This window comes from Helicobacter suis, from assembly GCF_902196125.1.
Taxonomy (GTDB): domain Bacteria; phylum Campylobacterota; class Campylobacteria; order Campylobacterales; family Helicobacteraceae; genus Helicobacter; species Helicobacter suis_B.
In genome coordinates, this window is the sequence record NZ_CABIKG010000002.1 from 56,394 (window position 1) to 73,586 (window position 17,193).

A 17,193-nucleotide genomic window follows, 5' to 3' on the forward strand; every position below is an offset into this window, starting at 1 on the left:
TTTAAATGCAACAAATTTTTTTATGCTCGATCTCTAATGTGAGTAGCGGGGATTGTAGCGAAGATTGTGCTTACTGCACCCAAAGTTCCCACCATCAGGGTAAAATCCGCCGTTATAAATACAAAAAAGAACAAGAAGTTTTAGAAGAAGCCAAATACTTACATGCTTTAGGCGCACTAGGCTTTTGTTTGGTAACCTCGGGGCGCGGGCTTGAGGATCAAAAATGCGATTATATCGCTAAGTTAGCTAGAATAATTAAGCAAGAAGTGCCCCATTTACACCTCATTGCTTGTTGCGGGCGTGCAGATATTGAGTCTTTAAAATATCTTAAAGAAAATGGCATTGATAGCTACAACCACAATTTAGAAACCTCAGAAAAGTTTTTTAAAAATATCTGTTCTACCCACCCTTTTAAAGAGCGTTATCAAACCTGTGAAAATGTGTTAAAGGCGGGTTTGAGTCTATGTTCGGGGGGCATTTTTGGACTAGGTGAGAGTGTAGTTGATCGCATAGAATTTTTAAGAGTCTTACAATCTCTAAGCCCTGCCACCACCCCTATTAACTTTTTTATCCCAAGCCCCTCTTTGCCCATTAAAGAGAGCGTTTTAAGCCCAGAGGAAGCCCTAGAATGTGTGATTTTAGCTAGAGAGTTTCTGCCTAAAACGCGCTTAATGGTAGCTGGAGGGCGTGAAGTGGTCTTTGGCAAAAACCAAAGAGAGATTTTTGAGTACGGCGTAAATGCCATTGTTTTAGGGGATTATCTCACCACAAAGGGTAATGCCCCACATCACGATTTACAAATGCTTAAAGAATATGGCCTAAGCATTGCTACTAGCTGTGATGGGTAGGCTTTTAGAGCGCATAGAACAATTTTTTAAAGGCATTTTGGGTTTCTTTTATGCCTGCAATGCCTTAACTTCTGATCGCACAAAAAAGCGCTTTGAGGAAATGGCCTCGCTTTTTTACTACGCCTCCTCTTTAAGCTTTTATACGATTCTCTCTCTTTCTCCTATCTTGCTCTTTATCGCCCTTGTTTTTGTTAGCCCCTTTTCTCAGGTCTTTGAGGTAGAAAAGTTACTTTTTCCAGATAGCCCGGATTTTATTAAAGTAACCCGTTCTTTTTTTAAATCTTTCATGCAAAATAACCGTGCCTTAGGCATTGTAGAAATCTCTTTTATCGCGCTTGCTTTCTTTTTATTCTGTGAAAACTACCGCTACATCGCCTCTAAGATTTTTAACGCTGAACCGCGCGATTACTTCACCTTTCAAGGAAAAAGGATTTTTGTTTTTTGGGGATTTGGTACGGGGATTGTCTTCATGCTTGTTTTACCCTGTATTCTTATTTATGATATTAAAATGCAGGATTTAGCGCGCGGGTGGCAACTCTCTTTTTTACATTGGCTAGGTTCTTATGTTTTCTTTCTTTTACTCTTTCTTATCCCGACTAATAAAACCTTTAAACGGCTTTCATGGTCTCTTTTATGGAGTTTTATCACTAGTATTTGTTGGAATTTGATGAAATGGGGCTTTGTTTATTATGTGCTTTATAACCGCACTTACCACGAACTCTATGGCTCAATTTCTATCCTATGGTTTTTAATGTCTTATATTTATGTTTCTTGGTTACTCTTGCTCTTTGGCATGTATGGGTGTGAGGTGTGCGATCAAAATAGCAGACCCTTATTAAAGCGTTCCAATACTAAAGATATTTGAATTAAAAAGCGTATTAGGCTTTTTGTTTGGCTAAAACATCTAAAATAGCATTGATAAGCTTTGGGGCTTGATCTTCGCCGTATTGTTTGGCTAATTCAATGGCCTCGTTAATTACAATGGGAGGCTTAGTGTTTGTATAAAGCACTTCATAAGCCCCCAAGCGCAAAATCGCCCTCTCCATGCTCCCGATACGCTTAATAGGCCAATCTTTTAACAAGGGCTGTAAAATTTGATCTAAATTTTCTAAGCGATCTAATGTCCCTTGTAAAAGTTCTAAAGCAAATTGTTGTTGGGCGTTTTTGATCTTTCTTTGGTTTAAAAAATCAGTAGCCTTTTCTAATGCCGCTTCATTTCCGCTTTCATAGGCATAAAGTAGGCCAACAACTGCTTCTCTAACTTGACTTCTAGTTGCCATTTTAAAGTTTAGGGTAGAGATTAAGTAATTCAATCAAGGTTTGCATCGCCTCAAAGCCCTTATTGCCTGCTTTACTCCCGGCGCGCTCTAACGCCTGCTCAATATTTTCTGTAGTGAGTAAGCCAAAGCTTACAGGCAAGCCATATTTTAAAGTGGTGTTAGCAATGCCCTTTGTGGCCTCTGCGCTGATATAATCAAAATGCGGTGTGCCTCCTCTAATAAGTGCGCCTAGTACACATACCCCGTCGTATTTTTTAGATTCAAGAAGTTTAGCTAGTACAAAGGGCAATTCATAGCCACCCGGAACTCTAATCACGCTTAGATTGGCTAAATTGCCTCCATGGCGTTTAAAATTATCTAGCGCGCCCTCTATCAGTCTATCGCTAATTAAATGGTTAAAACGAGAGGCTAAAATCGCCACTCTTTCATGGCCTTGTAAGTTCAATGCCCCTTCAATGCTTTTAAATTCAGCCATTAAAATCCTTTAAATGGTGTTGACAGCTTTGTAGGGCTAATAAATCCTCTATTAAAGGTTGTAAATGCGCTGTATCAATCATATTAGCCCCATCGCTTAAAGCATTCTTAGGGTCTAAATGGGTTTCCATAAAAAACCCATCTACCCCTACGGCTGCACTCGCCCTAGCTAGAAAGGGCACAAAGAAACTATCCCCCGTACTTTTACCCTCAGCCCCTCCGGGCATTTGCACGCTATGGGTGGCATCAAAGATCACCGGAGCAAAAGCGCGCATGATCACAAGTGAGCGCATATCCACCACCAAATTAGCATACCCAAAGCTAGCCCCCCTCTCACAAAGATAAATCCCATGTTCTAAACAAGCTTGATAATGGGGGGTTTTATACCCCTTAGCGCGGGTTTTTAATGCCTTTAGCGCGCTATATTGCATATCTTTAGGGTGCATAAACTGCCCCTTCTTAATATTAAGGATTTTTTTAGTCTGTGCGGCTGCCACAATTAAATCTGTTTGGCGGCATAAAAACGCTGGGATTTGTAGTACATCTACCACTTCAGCCACTCTACCCGCTTGCGCGCTTTCATGAATATCAGTTAAAAGTTTATAGCCAAATTTATTTTTAATGCTCTCTAGCATTAATAAACCCTTTTCTAATCCGGGCCCGCGATAACTCTCTAAACTGGTGCGATTAGCCTTATCAAAACTAGCTTTAAAGTAAAAATCAATTCTAGGGTCTGTGGCTAGAGGTTTAAGAGCATTGGCAATAGATTCTAACATAGACATTTGCTCAATCACACAAGGACCCGCAATCAAGACACATTTAGCCAAACTCTTCCTTAAATAGTGGTGTATAATGTTACATTCTAGTTTGTTTTTGCTAAAAAAGGGATATGATGCAGCTGTGTTTAGCGCTAGATTTAGATAATAAGCGTACATGTTTAAACTTATTAAAACAACTTCAAGGGTTAAATCTGTGGGTAAAATTAGGTTTAAGGGGGTTTATCCGCGAGGGGCCACAATTTATACAAGAAATTAAAAACTTAGGCTTTAAAATTTTTTTAGATTTAAAATTACATGATATCAGCTCTACCATGCAAGCGGCTGCGCTAGAGTGTGCTAAATTAGGCGTAGAGATGATCACTTTACATGCAAGTGCCGGAAGTGAAGCGCTAGCAAGCGTAGTAGAAAAAATGCGCGCGTTAGAAAAAGCGCCTTTATTAATGGGGGTTAGTATTTTAACAAGTTTAGAGCAATCTCAAGTAGAACAAATCTACCATGTTTCTTTACAAGATCAAGTTTTACACCTTGCACAAATTTGTTTTAAAAGCGGTTTAGACGGGGTGGTGTGCTCTGTATTTGAGAGTAAAGCTATTAAGCAAGCTACTAGTACGCGCTTTTTAACTCTAACCCCGGCCATTCGCCCCTTTACTCACAGCTTAGATGATCAAAAACGGGTGGGTAATTTAAAGGACGCTAGAGACGCCTTAGCCGATTTTATTGTCATTGGCCGCCCGATTTATGAGGATTCTAACCCCGTGCAAATCACCACTAAGATTTTAGAAATGATAGGAGATTAGCATGCAGTTTTGCACTAAGGGCAGTGATTTAAGTCTATTTAGAGGCCAAGAAATTGGATTTGTACCCACAATGGGGGCGTTGCATTCTGGGCATGCAAGTTTAATCCAAAAGGCTAGAGCACAAAATAAGATCGTAATTGTTTCTATCTTTATCAACCCTACCCAATTTGGGCCCCATGAAGATTACAAGCAATATCCTAGAACTTTGCAAGCAGATTTAGAATTGTGTGAGGATTTGGGGGTAAGTGCTGTTTTTGCACCAGAACCTATAGAAATTTATCCTTTTAAACAAACTATTAAACTACAAGCGCCCCCCTCTTTACTAGGTTTTGAGGCGGATATGCGCCCACATCATTTTGATGGCGTTTTACAGGTGGTACTCAAGCTTTTTAATCTAGTGCGCCCTAAGCGGGCGTATTTTGGGCGCAAGGACGCCCAACAGCTTTTAATTATCCAGCATATGGTGGCTGATTTGTTTTTAGATATAGAGATTGTACCTTGTGAGATTGTGCGCGATTCTGATGGGTTAGCTTTAAGTTCGCGCAATGTGTATTTAAGCCAAGAGCAACGCCTAAGCGCGCTTAAACTCCCTCAGGCCCTAATGCGCATAAAAAAAGCCATTAGTGCGGGTGAAAAACATAGCGCTAATTTAATCCAGCTAGGTTTAGACGCGTTGCAAGGGCTAAAAGTGCACTATTTAGCGATATGTGATCACAATTTAGCACCCTTAGAGCAAATAGAGCCTACAAAAACCCTTATTTTATGCGCAATTCAAGTCGGGACTGTACGCTTATTAGATAATTTATGGGTGTGAGGGGCTAAGCTTGCACCCTAAAAAATCTAACTTAGGAAAGTTGCTAAGCGCGGATCATCAAGGTCTTAAATTTATTAGACCTTTAGATTACTCATAGATTACTCATAGATTACTCATAGATTACTCATAGATTACTCATAGATTACTCATAGATTACTCATAGATTACTCATAGATTACTAATTGTTACCTAATTCGCAATATAATATGAAAGTATTTGAATGTGGATTTTTGTCATGGTTAAAAGATTAGGATTAGTTTTATTAGTTGTTAGTGTTTTTGGTTTGAGTGCAGCCGATCTTGATATCCGCAACGGCTTATTTATTGGCGCTCAATATGGCATGAACAATGAGGATTTAAGTAGCCAAACTAAAGTACCTTGCCCCATCTGTGCTTTAGATCAAAGTGTGGTTAGTTTACCTAGCCTAGATAGTAAAGCCAAATACCCGCCCACTGTAGTAGGTTGGGTTAATAGCCTTGATTCAAATATCACGCAAGCGTTAAACGAACTCACTGATTTAAACAATCTTTTATTACAAGCCCAAATTGATAACCAAGCCCTAACTTCTCGAACTAGTATATCTCTGTCTGATATTGAGGGGTTGCCCACACTTGAAGCCCAAATTCAGACAACTATTACTGAGTTAACTAGCTATATAAGTGCCCATGCTAATAGCTCAGATAACCAAAGTGTGCTTTCTAAATATAACTCTATGTTATCTGAAATTAAAAGTTTGCAAAGCCAAATCACTACGGAGGTGAATGATTATAATAGCGCTATATCCACGCAAACAGCAAGTTATAACAAGGCAAAGACGGAATATGAAAATAAATTAAACCAATATAATACAGAGAAAGACAAATACCAAAGCGTAGTTGATAATGTTGCTAACTCTCTTAGTAACGCTACAAGCAATCAAGAAAATCAAAAAAATCAAACTATACAAGATGTAACCAATAGTATTAATTCAATCATTAAAGGTTTACAAGCTTTAGAAACCTCTAGTTCTTGGCCATATAGCGGAGTTTGGACGCAATCTCAATACAACAACGCGATTAATTACGGGCAAAATATAACCGGAGTAACAGCTTCGTGTATGACAGACACTACTTGTAAAAATTCATCAAAAACAGCCGCTCAGATAGCTAAAGATTTAAGCGATCAACAATTTCAACAATTATCGCCATGCTTGTATCATATTAAAAATTGCCCCCTCAGTACACAAACTCCACAAGAGAAACTAACATACTTAACAGAGACTGTGGAATGGTTTAGCTGGATGGCCGCTTTAGTGTCTAATAATTCTACAGAAAGAACCGAATTAATCAATGATTATAAGACTTTTCTTAGCCTTTTGAGTCAACAAACTTATAAGAATTTTCAACAACTTTTTCCCACAACCTCCCAAGCCATGCAACCCGCCCCTACTATGACTACCCCTAACACTTTGAGTTTTAACTATAAAAACTTTGCTAATGCTATTGCAGCGGTGGATAGCACAAAAACAAGTTTAGTGCCTATGATGACTACCATTAATCGTTTCACTAAACCCTATGCTAATAGAAGTTATAATGGCGCAATTTTACTAGGCTATCAATCTTTCTTTAGTAAGCATTTTGGCTACTCTATTCAGGGTAGCGTAGGGTATGGTTATATCTCAAGCCCACTTTTTGCACAGCAATATTTTGGCTCAAATATTTTAAGAAGTTTACAAGGCGTATCGGTTAATTTAGGCGCTGATTTGTATTGGGATTTTAACGCGCCTCAAAGTAATAGCGCCGCATTTTATGGGATTTTTGTTGGGCTATCTGGGGGGAGTATGAATTATGATTTAAGCGCACAAAGTGATATTTGGCGCGCCTCTTATGATTTTGATTTAGATTTAGGTTTGCGCTTTCAGTTTGGGGCAAATATTTTTAAAGTTGGGGCGGATATTCCTTTATTAAAACATAATCTTAACTGGGAAGTAGGGGTTACTGGGCATGCGCCTATTAACTTTGAAATGCAACAAGGGATACAAGATAGCGGGTTTTTTATCCAGTATGATCGAATCATTTTATGGCGCGCCTCTAGTTTCTGGGCGATTATCCATCGCCATTTAAGAAAAAGAACAAGTGTGCGCCGTGTTTATGATCCGTATAGATTTTAACCCCGCTTCAAACCCCCCATGCGGGCAAAATCTTTAGGATTTAACTTATTTGAAAGATTTTTTCATGTCAATGACATGTCTAAATAAAGCATTAGAGTGGGTGAGATCGTAAAAAACTTGATCAATATCTTTACCCTCAACGAGTTTAATTTCTGGGTAGATATTGTGCAAAATGGAAAAATCTAGCATTTCTTGGGTTTCTTTGATCCCGCCTACTAAAGAGCCATAAACTTTTTTATTGGGGTCAAAAACAAGTTGGGCAATGCTCATAGTGGGCATTACATTAAAGGGGGGCAAACCCACAATGGCTAATTCCCCACCATAAGCTAAGCAACGAACATAATCTGTTAGATCGTATTTAGTTGGGATTGTAGAGAGAATAAAATCTAAATTGGCATGTTTGGCGTCTTTAACAGAGCTATAATAATGCTTAGCGCCCATATCCATTGCCATTTCTTTTTTAGATTCACTTCTTGCAAACACGCTAACCTCCGCCCCCATTGCTAAAGCATATTTAAATGCCATATGCCCTAATCCACCAAAACCGGCAATACCTACTTTAGTACCCTCTTTAACTTGTGCAAATTTTAAAGGGGAGTAGGTGGTAATTCCGGCACAAAATAAAGGCGCGATTTTTTCAAAGGGCGCGTCATTGGGTACTCTAATGACATAATCCTCATCTACTACAATACAATTAGAATACCCGCCCATGTGGGGTTCGTTGTTGTGGAAATAGTCCGGACAATTATAAGTATGAACAGCTTTTCCATTCTCACAAAGTACTTCATGGTGGTTTAAACAATTGCTACATTGTTTACAAGAATTGACAAAAGTACCCACTCCAGCGCGATCGCCTACTTTAAATTTATGCACATGCGAACCAACCGCGCTTACAATTCCTACAATTTCATGCCCGGGGATCATCGGATAAAGCCCCTCCCCCCATTCGCTATAAGCGGCGTGAATGTCGCTATGACAAATCCCGCAGTAATGAATATCAATCACCACATCTTTTTCACCCATTGCATGTCTAGTAAAATCATGCTCTTTAAATTTGCCGTCTTTAGAAAAAATAGCAAAACCTTTAGCTTTAATGCGTTCCATGTCTATCCTTTAATAAAAAATAGGGGCTATTCTAGCGCTAAAAAGTTAACCCTTAGCGCTTTTTAAAATGACTAACTAAGCAAAAGATTTTTTCATATCAATTACATGTCTAAATGAAGCATTAGAGTGGGTGAGATCGTAAAAAACTTGATCAATATCCTTACCCTCAACGAGTTTAATTTCAGGGTAAATATTATGCGCGATAGAAAAATCTAGCATTTCTTGGGTTTCTTTAATGCCACCCACCGCAGAGCCATAAACTTTTTTATTAGGGTCCATGATCAACTGGAAAGCATTAACACTAGGGATTACGCTAAAGGGAGGCATGCCTACAATGGCTAATTCCCCGCCGTAAGCCAAACAACGCATATAATCTGCAATTTCATAGCTAGTTGGGATTGTAGAGAGAATAAAATCTAACTCGGCGTGTCTAGCGTGTTTAACCGAACTATAATAATGTTTAGCGCCCATATCCATCGCCATTTCTTTTTTAGCCTCACTTCTTGCAAATACGCTAACTTCAGCACCCATAGCTAAAGCGTATTTAAGTGCCATATGCCCTAATCCGCCAAAGCCAGCAATGCCTACTTTAGTACCTTTGCCAACTTGTGCAAACTTTAAAGGGGAGTAGGTGGTGATACCGGCACAAAATAAGGGCGCGATCTTTTCAAAGGGCGCGTCATTAGGGATTTTAATCACATAATCCTCATCAACCACAATACAATCTGAATACCCGCCCATATGGGGCTCATTATCATGGAAATGATCTAAGCACGCATAAGTATAAACCGTCTTTTCACAAAGCATTTGTCTATGATTAAGACAATGTTTACATTGTTTACAAGAATTCACAAATGTACCCACTCCAGCGCGATCGCCTACCTTAAATTTTTGTACATGCGAACCAATCGCGCTAACAACTCCTACAATTTCATGCCCGGGGATCATTGGATAAATCGCAAACACCTCCCCCCATTCGCCATAAGCGGCGTGTAAATCGCTATGGCAAATCCCGCAGTAGTGAATATCAATTAACACATCATTTTTACCCAAAGCGTGGCGGTTAAAATGGTGTTCTTGAAACCTGCCATCTTTAGAAAAAATGGCAAAACCTTTGGCTTTAATTGCTTGCATGGTCTTTCCTTTTTCACTAAAATTTATCAATCCGGAATTTTTAGAGTTTGTTTTAAACCCCGCGCGATTTTACTACAAAAATGTTAATTAGGGGCTATTAAAATACTTGGCTAATAAAGGGGCTTTAAATAAAAAGTCAAAATTAATCGCCCCCTTAATAAAGAATTTTTTAGCCTTAGCGTGGTTTTTGGCTTGGATATTTTTACGGGTTATGTTTATATCTTGATTTTCATAGGGTAATAAAGCGTTTTTAACAAAATGAAGAACTTCAATCACAGTTGTAGCGTGTGCCATTAATTGGTGTTTGAGTAAATAATGATCATGGTAGAGCCATAAAGAGCGCAAAGACAAAGTAGGCAAACCATAATAACAGCTTTCTAAATTCATCGTCCCCCCTCCGCCTAACATGATATCGCTATGGGCGTATAAATCAGTGGCGCTAAATTTTTGTTCTAAGATGAACACATTTTTAAGGTGGCTAAAGGCTTTTTTAAGAGGTTTAGCGCTGTAGCGTGGGAGAATGACTAGATTAACATCTAATTCATTTAAAGCTAGGATACTTGCATCAAATAAAGTTGTGGGATTGGATACATAGTGGGCTTGTTCTTCTTGGCGCAATAAAAGAGTGGGGCGCTTACAATTTAAACCACAGACTTTTCTAAAATCTAGTTCTGTATTGGGCTTTTTTAACCATAATACCGGATCTATAAAGGGATAAAAGATCACTTCTTGTACACCGGCTAATTTATAAGCCTTGAGAGGTACAACAAAGGGAGCAAAGATCACATCTGCTAGGGGGGCGCTGAGTTTAGCTAGTTTTGTAGGGGGCATGATTGTTTGTTTTGCATTTGGTTTAGAGCCTAAGCTTGGGGTGTCTAAAAAATAAGCAATAGGGATTTGTAAAGCAAAAGCGCTTTGCACAGCCTCTACACTTGCACCCACTAGCAATAAATCCGGGCGCTTTTTATTAAAAAGTTTTAAAAACCAATGGCTACGCTTTAAGCGTTCTATATACTTTTGCTCTAAACTTTCGCCTCGCCCACCAAAGCATAAATAAGGCATGTGATAAAGGTCTAAAAGCGCGCGGGTTTCTTGGTAATTAGGGCTACTGCGGGTTGTAATAAGAAATTCTGTTTGTAATAAGGGGAGTAATTCTTTAAAAAATAAAACATATTTAGGATCAATAATATCTAGCCAAATCAAAGTAATTCTGTTAATCTTTCTAACATGGTGTACACAAAATGAGCGCTAATCTTAGCGCTCTCATGTAAAAAGAGATCAAAATCAGCGGGGGCTTCCCCATTTGCCTTATCACTCACACTTCTAAGTACACAAAAAGGGATATTAAAATCCCGGCAAATGCAAGCCATGCTAGCTCCCTCCATTTCCACCACAGCCGCACCAAAGATTTTATTCCATGTTTGTTTTGTTTCAGGGTTATTTACAAATTGATCACAAGTGGCGACTATGCCCTCTTTAAGCTCTATATTTAAAGAGCGCGCTACGCCTCTAGCTAGATCATTAAGGGTACTATCACTTTTTACAAATACGCTACTCTCAGGGATAAACCCCAAAGGATGGCCAAAGGCGCTTAAATCTACATCTGCTTGACAAAGCTGTGTGGCTAAGATTAGATCGTTAATTTCTAAATCAGTAGCTAAACCCCCAGCCACTCCGCTAAAAATAAGCGCCTCTACCCCGTAATGTAAAATCATAGTGCTAGCCGTTGTGGCGGCATGTACCTTACCGATTTTACTATAGGCTAAAATTAGGGTGGTGTTTTTAAAGGGAATGATATAAAAAGTGTTATTGCCTACTTTTTCTGCTCTATGCTGGCTAAACATTTCTAAAAGCGGGGTGATCTCCTCTTGCATTGCCCCCATAACTCCAATGATCTTAAAAGTAGGCATTTTGCTCCTTGCATTGATAATTAGTTTATTTTAACATATTAAGCTATCCCTTAGTGGTTACAAGCTAAAATCTAGTTTTGTGTGTGGACAGGTGGGTGAGTTGGCTGAAACCACATCCCTGCTAAGGATGCGTAGCCGTAAGGTTACCGAGGGTTCGAATCCCTCCCTGTCCGCCACTATTCTTCTACATAGCTAAATCAATGGTACTAATTTATATTTTGCTTGTTTGGTTTGTTTAAATTAAGATAATTAAGATAGAGAAATTTTATAAAGCATAGCAGATTATTGTGTAGCAAAGCCCCGGTGGTAACCGGGATCATGAGAACTAGTTGTGTTCTTCCCCATGTTCATGGTGATGATGGTGTTCCCCATGGTGGTGGTGATGGTGGTGGTGATGACCGCCATAGTAGTGGTGATGGTGGTGATGATGGTGGTGTTCTGCACCCTCTTCATGCTCATGGCAACATTCATCGGTATGATGTGACATTGTATCCTCCGGAAGTAAAATATTCTCAGTGCTAAACCGAGTGGGGCTATTTTATCTAAGAAAAATTAAATTTTAGTAAACAGCGTTGATCAAGTTTGTTTGAAAAAAAGCACGCATTCTTTTTCTAAGGTGTATAACTCATAACGCAAGGTTTTAAAATTTGGAGTGTCTAGTACGGGGGATAAAATGTATTTAAAACACTCCTCTAGTACGCGCGCGCTCTCTTGTGCCCGTTTAAAATTAGCCTCTAGCATGTGTAAACAAGATTGTGTATTAACACAATCATAAGCGCTAAGCACATCTGTATTGCTATTTCTTTGTGTGTAGAGTAGATTAAAATCAACTTTATTTTGGATAAAAATAGAAGTGGCTGTGTGGCGGATTGTTTTAAGGCGCGTGGCTAAATCTTGATGATCGCAAAGATAGCGCATCATGTCCTCAACCACTCTAACCCCCTCCTTTAAACGATTCAAATTGGCATCTAAAAGACGCCAAATAGGTTTAGTCGTTGCGACCACCCATAAAGCCCATGATCTGTAAAAGCGAAACAAAAACATTTAAAAAATCTACATACAAAGCCACAGCCGCCTCTATGGGACTAGCATAAAGACCTCTAATGATGTTTTGAGTGTCATAGGCAATAAAGAGGCTAAAAAGAATCACACTCACCCCAGCAATAGCCACTTGCATTAAAGGCGAACCTAAGAATAGGTTAATTAAAGAAGCTACCAAAACAACAATCACAGCAATAAAGAGCATTTTGCCCATATTGGCTAGATCGCTTTTGGTTTTAATCGCATACACACTCATGATGCCAAATACAATAGTGGTCATGCCTAAAGCTTGCCAAATCGCACTTGCTCCAGATCTAGCAATTACAAATCCTAAGAGAGGTACTAGAGTGATACCAGATAAGAAAGCAAAAGCAAAGAGCATTAGCAAATTGACAGTGGGCATTCTGCGGGTGAACATCAACCCAAAAAAGGCAGCAATTTCACCAATAAAGAAAGCCCATTTATACTGGACAACCACATTAAAATGCATCAGCCCTATTAGCGCGCCAATGGTAGCCAAAAGAAGGCTACCGGCGAAGAACTTATAGGTCGTTTTAACAAAATCAACTAAGACTGTTTCACTTTGTTCTGCATGGAAAGAAGTTTCCACCTGCGAACGGTTATACAATGCCATGGTAAGACTCCTTTTATCAAAAAAGTGCTAGGATTGTAGCAGATTGCTATTAATTTATTGCTTAATATTGATTAAATTATTGGTGTTTAGCGTAAGATAGGGGGATTTGTTGAGGGTTGCGATTAATGGTTTTGGTAGGATTGGTCGTTGTGTGGCTCGGATTTTACTCTCCAAGTATGCGGGGACTCTAGCCCTCATTAACGATCTAGCAGATAGGGAGGTTTTAACCTATTTATTCCAACATGACAGCGTGCATGGAATCTATAAGCCGGAGGTATCTTTAAAGGGGGAAAAGCTTTATACCGGAGAGGATTGTGTGCTTTTTAAGCAGTGCACTAATCCGCAGGATTTAGATTTAGCAGGGATAGATATTCTCTTAGAGACTTCGGGGAAATTTTGCACCTATGAGGATTTAGAAGTTTTTAGACAAAGGGGGGCTAAAAAGGTGATCTTAGGTGCGCCCTTTGCACCTAGTGCCTCAGATTTAGCTAAAAGGGCTACTTTTGTATTAGGGGTGAATCACGCCACTTACAAGAAGCAAGATATTATCTCTAATGCCTCTTGTACCACTAATGCCCTTGCGCCTCTTTGCATGCTTTTAGATACGCATTTTGGGATAGAAAGCGCTTTACTCACCACCATTCATAGTTATACAAAAGGGCAAGCCCTTGTTGATGGGGTTTTAGGCACAGATAAGCGCCGTAGCCGCGCTGCTGCTAATATTATCCCAACCACTACCAGATCAGCTATGGCTCTTTATTATGTTTTACCTAATCTTGAGGGGAAAATGCATGGGCGTAGTGTGCGCGTGCCAACTATAGATGTTTCTATGGTGGATTTAAGCGTATACCTACAAAAGGAGGCAAGCACAGAAGAACTTCTTTTGCTTTTTAAAGAGGCTAGTCAGTCTAATCTAAAGGGCATTTTAGAAGTGGATAGCGCTTATAAGGTGAGTAGCGATCTTGTGGGTAATGAGTCTAGTTGTGTGGTGATAGAGGACATGATTTTTAGTCTAGGTAGACATGTTAAGATCATGGCGTGGTATGATAATGAATGGGCTTATGCTAGACGGCTGGTAGATTTAGCTTTTTATATCGCCTAAAACATATTAGCGCTTTCTAGCATGGAGGGGTGGGTGTAGATCATGTCATTTAGAACAGAAAAACTTAGATTTTGATTAATGGCTAGACTAAACAGATTGATATATTCATAAGAAAGCGGGCAGTGCAAACTAGCCCCTAAAACCCGCTGCTTAGGGCTATCTTCAACTAATACTTGTAAAAGCCCTGTTGTATCCTCTAGTATTCTAGCCCCGGGGATACTAGCCGTTTTAAGGGTTTTAATTAGCACCGGTTTATCTTGAATATCGCGTACGCGCAAACCCACATGGCTATAAGGGGTTTCTATATAAAGAACTTCAGGTAAGACATTGCGGTTTAAAGTGGTGCGCTTTTTTTCTCCATAGAGATGATCAAAGACGATGCGATAATCATCTAAACTAACATAAGTGGTAAACATCTCCCCACCTTTAACATCGCCAATCGCATAAATATTTCCCTCGCTATCTGCATTGGCCACTAAAAAGGGATCTGTTAAAATTTCTTGGTGCGTACCTAATTTGATACCAGCCTTTTCTAGGTGTAAATCAATGGTATTTGGTTTGCGGCCTGTGGCTAATAAAATCGCATCGGCTTCTAAACTACGATCTTGTTTATTTGAGTCGCTATAGTGTATGCGATGGCCTTTAATCTCTTTAACATCAGCACCTAAAATAATTTCTATTCCTTGTTGTGTGAGAGTCTGATAAATACTCTCTTGAAATACTTCATCTTCTTTAGGTAAAAAGACATTCCCCCGCGCGATCACACTCACCCGTGTAGCCGTTTTGTGCGCATGGTGTCCAAATGAGCTAAACATGCTAGCAAATTCTAAACCGATATAACCCCCACCAATCACGACTAAATGGGCGGGTAAAGTGCTTAATTGCATTAAAGAAGTGCTGTCATAGACATTATTAGATTTGATAGGAATAGGGGGGTTAAGAGGGATAGAGCCAGTATCAATAACAATATAAGCGGCGCTAATTTCTTGACAGCTATCATCATAATAGACCATGAGAGTGTGGTTATCTTTAAATCCTGCATGCCCATCTATAAGATGCACCTGTGCTTGTATCAAGGCCTCATAATTTCTTTGGCGCAAAATAGCCACCATTTTATTTTTAGCCTCAATGCTTTCTTTATAACCATTAGCCCCTTTTTTATGTGTGGCCATGTGTAATAAAGCTTTAGAAGGGATACAGCCGGTATTAATACAAGTCCCCCCATACATCTCTTTAGACTCTTCTATAAGAGCCACCCGTTTGCCCAGTTTAGAGGCAGCAATTGCTAAAGTTTTGCCCCCTTTTCCAAACCCTATTACAACTAGATCATAATCAAACGCCATAGCTACCTCTTTGTTTTTCACAATGCTAGCACTTTTTAAAAACCCCTAGTTTAACGCTAGCCCCCTATGCCGTATTATTAAATATATTTAAATTGTAACATCAAGGACATGTGAATCTACCAGTTGCTCTAACTCTTCTGTATTTTCTACCGCGCGTTTAAGCGCATCATCGCTGTAATAATGGCCGTGGTAGCTGTGTGCTTTATCCTGTGTATTTGTATCAGATTTTGAATCTGAGGATTGATTTTGATCTTGTGAATAATATTGATTAGACTCTTCTTTATCCTCATGTACAGATCTATTTTCCTCTAAAGCGCGGGTTGCTTGGACTACTTGTAAGCGCTCTAAAAATTCTTGGTGGTTGATCTCAGAGAGTTTAGGCAGGGCGTTTTGATTTATTATAGAACCATAAGGGGTATTTTGATTGACATAAGTTACATTGCCTACCATGGAGACTGCCATAGAGTACTCCTTTTATTAAACTCAGGCTTAAAGCCTAAGAGTAATATCGGCTAAATTAGCGGCGTACCTTGCGTAAAACATAGTTGAGCAAGTCATAACTGTCTAGGGCTACTGTGAAATAGACTTGGTAAGAGGACTGTGTGGTGTGGTAATTGCTCATGGTGTTATAGACAAATTGGGTACGGATAGTGGCAAAGGAACTTCTAAATTCGTAGTAAATATCCAGACGATTATAAAGCGGGGCTTGGAAGAAAGGCACGCCGCGATAAATCGGTGTGGGGCAATAATTGCTAGAGCTAGAACAAATCTTATCAATGTAAATATCATTGTATTCTTTGTAGTGAAAATCCTCACCTTGCCTGCTAGCAAAAAACATGTCATAAATCCCAAAGCCTTTATACTGCATATGCGTATCCATAAACAAACCTGTACCCACCCTAAAGGGCACACTTAGACCGATTCTGCGCAATCTCTCTAAATTCCCCAACACCCCTATAGAAAAATCTAATTTTTCCATGAAAGGTGCGGCGTTGATTAAATTGGTTTTAGCATAGGCTTGATAATAGAGGCGATCTAATAAATAAACCGATCCAGTAGAGATACTCCCAGAGGTATTAGGCCAATTAAGCAAGTATTGATCTTCTACATGGAAGTACTCCGCATTGCCCCCAAATATTAAAAACCCTTTGAGAGTGGAAAGTTCGGTATACCCCATGAAACTAAAGCGATCCATGCCATTACCCAAATTGTTATGCCCAAACTTACAGATATAACAATTCCCCCCAAACCAATCTAGCATAAACTCCCCCTCTAATGAGGTGGATTTATAAGGGTCTTTAATGGGTTTATATTGGACTAAAAATCCTCTAGCATTAGGATCAATAAACCAGTAGTAGGGGGCGAAAACATTAAGTGGATAATGGCCATTAAGATATTTTCTTGGAAAAATCCCCCCATAAAAATTAAACGAGCGCCCTTTGGCTTGGTAATAAAGTGTGGGGCCCCATTTGGAGGGGAAGTTTAGTTTGTAGTTGTGGATATTTTGGAAAAAAAACGCCCCCACCATTATTTTTTGTTCTACATTTTTAGTATTAAACGCAAACCCAATTTCTGGAGTTAAACGGGTATTAAGGGTGGTATTAGTGTTAGGCCAATAAGTTGTAGAGCCCTCATGGTCCATGATGAATAGATTAAACCCTAAGTTATAGCGCATGTGTTCGCTAAAGTGCATGCCATAGAGTTTAGGGATAGAGAGCAAAATACAGATGAGAAAAAGGTAAACTTTATTTGTAGGCGATTTTAAAAGAGCAAACAACATGGGT

The 17,193-nt window shown here is 39.3% G+C and carries 18 protein-coding genes and 1 tRNA gene; 7 read left to right on the forward strand and 12 right to left on the reverse strand.

Going from position 1 to position 17,193, the window contains the following annotated elements:
* Positions 1-5: 5 nt before the first annotated feature.
* Entirely contained in the window at positions 6-848 is an 843-nt protein-coding gene (locus G6Q00_RS01075) for a biotin synthase (RefSeq protein ID WP_163531639.1), read from the forward strand.
* Positions 849-861: 13 nt separating this feature from the next.
* Entirely contained in the window at positions 862-1,713 is an 852-nt protein-coding gene (locus G6Q00_RS01080) for a YihY family inner membrane protein (RefSeq protein WP_430750778.1), read from the forward strand.
* A 13-nt stretch (positions 1,714-1,726) separates the two neighbouring features.
* Here the strand turns inward: G6Q00_RS01080 and nusB are convergent, their stop codons facing one another.
* From nusB to kdsA, 3 genes are read right to left on the reverse strand one after another with little or no spacing between them, the layout of a single operon-like run.
* Positions 1,727-2,128, reverse strand: coding sequence for a transcription antitermination factor NusB (nusB, locus tag G6Q00_RS01085; RefSeq protein ID WP_163531640.1), 402 nt, complete (start codon positions 2,126-2,128; stop codon positions 1,727-1,729).
* Between the two features lies 1 nt (position 2,129).
* Positions 2,130-2,603 (reverse strand): 6,7-dimethyl-8-ribityllumazine synthase, encoded by a 474-nt coding sequence (gene ribH, locus G6Q00_RS01090; protein WP_163498739.1) that lies wholly within the window; start codon positions 2,601-2,603, stop codon positions 2,130-2,132.
* On the reverse strand, positions 2,596-3,429 hold the full coding sequence (gene kdsA / locus G6Q00_RS01095) for a 3-deoxy-8-phosphooctulonate synthase (protein WP_163531641.1): 834 nt from the start codon (positions 3,427-3,429) through the stop codon (positions 2,596-2,598). The genes ribH and kdsA overlap by 8 nt, the downstream gene beginning before the upstream one ends.
* A 65-nt stretch (positions 3,430-3,494) precedes the next feature.
* Between kdsA and pyrF the strand changes: the two genes are divergently transcribed.
* The 3 genes from pyrF (at position 3,495) to G6Q00_RS01110 (ending at position 7,141) form a co-directional block, all read left to right on the forward strand.
* A complete protein-coding gene (pyrF, locus tag G6Q00_RS01100; RefSeq protein ID WP_205426432.1) occupies positions 3,495-4,178 on the forward strand; it encodes an orotidine-5'-phosphate decarboxylase in 684 nt (227 codons plus the stop codon).
* A gap of 1 nt (position 4,179) precedes the next feature.
* Positions 4,180-4,992 carry a pantoate--beta-alanine ligase gene (gene panC, locus G6Q00_RS01105; protein ID WP_163531643.1) on the forward strand — a complete coding sequence of 271 codons (813 nt, stop codon included), beginning with the start codon at positions 4,180-4,182 and terminating at the stop codon, positions 4,990-4,992.
* 220 nt (positions 4,993-5,212) lie between these two features.
* Complete coding sequence (locus G6Q00_RS01110) at positions 5,213-7,141, forward strand: hypothetical protein (RefSeq protein ID WP_163531644.1); 1,929 nt, start codon at positions 5,213-5,215, stop codon at positions 7,139-7,141.
* Between the two features lie 45 nt (positions 7,142-7,186).
* On the opposite strand, the gene G6Q00_RS01115 is transcribed toward G6Q00_RS01110, so the two are convergent.
* From G6Q00_RS01115 to G6Q00_RS01130, 4 genes are all read right to left on the reverse strand, one after another.
* The gene (locus G6Q00_RS01115) at positions 7,187-8,245 is read right to left on the reverse strand and encodes an NAD(P)-dependent alcohol dehydrogenase (RefSeq protein ID WP_163531645.1); all 1,059 of its coding nucleotides are present in this window, start codon (positions 8,243-8,245) and stop codon (positions 7,187-7,189) included.
* A 75-nt stretch (positions 8,246-8,320) separates the two neighbouring features.
* On the reverse strand, positions 8,321-9,379 hold the full coding sequence (locus tag G6Q00_RS01120; protein WP_163531646.1) for an NAD(P)-dependent alcohol dehydrogenase: 1,059 nt from the start codon (positions 9,377-9,379) through the stop codon (positions 8,321-8,323).
* Positions 9,380-9,466: 87 nt separating this feature from the next.
* Positions 9,467-10,582: a DUF354 domain-containing protein gene (locus tag G6Q00_RS01125; protein WP_163531647.1), complete on the reverse strand. Its 1,116-nt coding sequence runs from the start codon at positions 10,580-10,582 to the stop codon at positions 9,467-9,469.
* Complete coding sequence (locus G6Q00_RS01130) at positions 10,579-11,289, reverse strand: 5'-methylthioadenosine/adenosylhomocysteine nucleosidase (RefSeq protein ID WP_163531648.1); 711 nt, start codon at positions 11,287-11,289, stop codon at positions 10,579-10,581. Before G6Q00_RS01130 ends, G6Q00_RS01125 begins: the two co-directional genes overlap by 4 nt.
* Before the next feature lie 85 nt (positions 11,290-11,374).
* On the opposite strand from G6Q00_RS01130, the gene G6Q00_RS01135 reads away from it, so the two are divergent.
* Positions 11,375-11,465 (forward strand) — tRNA-Ser (locus tag G6Q00_RS01135).
* 400 nt (positions 11,466-11,865) lie between these two features.
* On the opposite strand, the gene G6Q00_RS01140 is transcribed toward G6Q00_RS01135, so the two are convergent.
* Positions 11,866-12,294 carry a thiamine-phosphate pyrophosphorylase gene (locus G6Q00_RS01140; RefSeq protein WP_240329492.1) on the reverse strand — a complete coding sequence of 143 codons (429 nt, stop codon included), beginning with the start codon at positions 12,292-12,294 and terminating at the stop codon, positions 11,866-11,868.
* The gene (locus tag G6Q00_RS01145; RefSeq protein ID WP_163498728.1) at positions 12,278-12,964 is read right to left on the reverse strand and encodes a Bax inhibitor-1/YccA family protein; all 687 of its coding nucleotides are present in this window, start codon (positions 12,962-12,964) and stop codon (positions 12,278-12,280) included. The genes G6Q00_RS01140 and G6Q00_RS01145 overlap by 17 nt, the downstream gene beginning before the upstream one ends.
* A gap of 109 nt (positions 12,965-13,073) precedes the next feature.
* Here G6Q00_RS01145 and G6Q00_RS01150 point away from each other — a divergent pair, with 109 nt between their 5' ends.
* Positions 13,074-14,066, forward strand: a complete 993-nt coding sequence (locus G6Q00_RS01150; RefSeq protein ID WP_163531650.1) for a type I glyceraldehyde-3-phosphate dehydrogenase — start codon at positions 13,074-13,076, stop codon at positions 14,064-14,066.
* On the opposite strand, the gene G6Q00_RS01155 is transcribed toward G6Q00_RS01150, so the two are convergent.
* The 3 genes from G6Q00_RS01155 to G6Q00_RS01165 form a co-directional block, all read right to left on the reverse strand.
* On the reverse strand, positions 14,063-15,409 hold the full coding sequence (locus G6Q00_RS01155) for an FAD-dependent oxidoreductase (RefSeq protein ID WP_205426433.1): 1,347 nt from the start codon (positions 15,407-15,409) through the stop codon (positions 14,063-14,065). The two genes, G6Q00_RS01150 and G6Q00_RS01155, sit on opposite strands and share 4 nt — an antisense overlap.
* Before the next feature lie 87 nt (positions 15,410-15,496).
* Positions 15,497-15,871 carry a hypothetical protein gene (locus G6Q00_RS01160; protein WP_163531651.1) on the reverse strand — a complete coding sequence of 125 codons (375 nt, stop codon included), beginning with the start codon at positions 15,869-15,871 and terminating at the stop codon, positions 15,497-15,499.
* 55 nt (positions 15,872-15,926) lie between these two features.
* Positions 15,927-17,189: a hypothetical protein gene (locus G6Q00_RS01165; RefSeq protein ID WP_240330911.1), complete on the reverse strand. Its 1,263-nt coding sequence runs from the start codon at positions 17,187-17,189 to the stop codon at positions 15,927-15,929.
* Between the last annotated feature and the right edge of the window lie 4 nt (positions 17,190-17,193).

What these genes read in the sequence shown, in the direction of transcription:
- G6Q00_RS01075 (WP_163531639.1), top strand. Translation starts at nt 6, where the DNA reads ATGCAACAAATTTTTTTATGCTCGATCTCTAATGTGAGTAGCGGGGAT.
- nusB (WP_163531640.1), bottom strand. Translation starts at nt 2,128, where the DNA reads ATGGCAACTAGAAGTCAAGTTAGAGAAGCAGTTGTTGGCCTACTTTAT.
- ribH (WP_163498739.1), bottom strand. Translation starts at nt 2,603, where the DNA reads ATGGCTGAATTTAAAAGCATTGAAGGGGCATTGAACTTACAAGGCCAT.
- pyrF (WP_205426432.1), top strand. Translation starts at nt 3,495, where the DNA reads ATGCAGCTGTGTTTAGCGCTAGATTTAGATAATAAGCGTACATGTTTA.
- panC (WP_163531643.1), top strand. Translation starts at nt 4,180, where the DNA reads ATGCAGTTTTGCACTAAGGGCAGTGATTTAAGTCTATTTAGAGGCCAA.
- G6Q00_RS01110 (WP_163531644.1), top strand. Translation starts at nt 5,213, where the DNA reads ATGTGGATTTTTGTCATGGTTAAAAGATTAGGATTAGTTTTATTAGTT.
- G6Q00_RS01115 (WP_163531645.1), bottom strand. Translation starts at nt 8,245, where the DNA reads ATGGAACGCATTAAAGCTAAAGGTTTTGCTATTTTTTCTAAAGACGGC.
- G6Q00_RS01120 (WP_163531646.1), bottom strand. Translation starts at nt 9,379, where the DNA reads ATGCAAGCAATTAAAGCCAAAGGTTTTGCCATTTTTTCTAAAGATGGC.
- G6Q00_RS01130 (WP_163531648.1), bottom strand. Translation starts at nt 11,289, where the DNA reads ATGCCTACTTTTAAGATCATTGGAGTTATGGGGGCAATGCAAGAGGAG.
- G6Q00_RS01145 (WP_163498728.1), bottom strand. Translation starts at nt 12,964, where the DNA reads ATGGCATTGTATAACCGTTCGCAGGTGGAAACTTCTTTCCATGCAGAA.
- G6Q00_RS01155 (WP_205426433.1), bottom strand. Translation starts at nt 15,409, where the DNA reads ATGGCGTTTGATTATGATCTAGTTGTAATAGGGTTTGGAAAAGGGGGC.
- G6Q00_RS01160 (WP_163531651.1), bottom strand. Translation starts at nt 15,871, where the DNA reads ATGGCAGTCTCCATGGTAGGCAATGTAACTTATGTCAATCAAAATACC.
- G6Q00_RS01165 (WP_240330911.1), bottom strand. Translation starts at nt 17,189, where the DNA reads ATGTTGTTTGCTCTTTTAAAATCGCCTACAAATAAAGTTTACCTTTTT.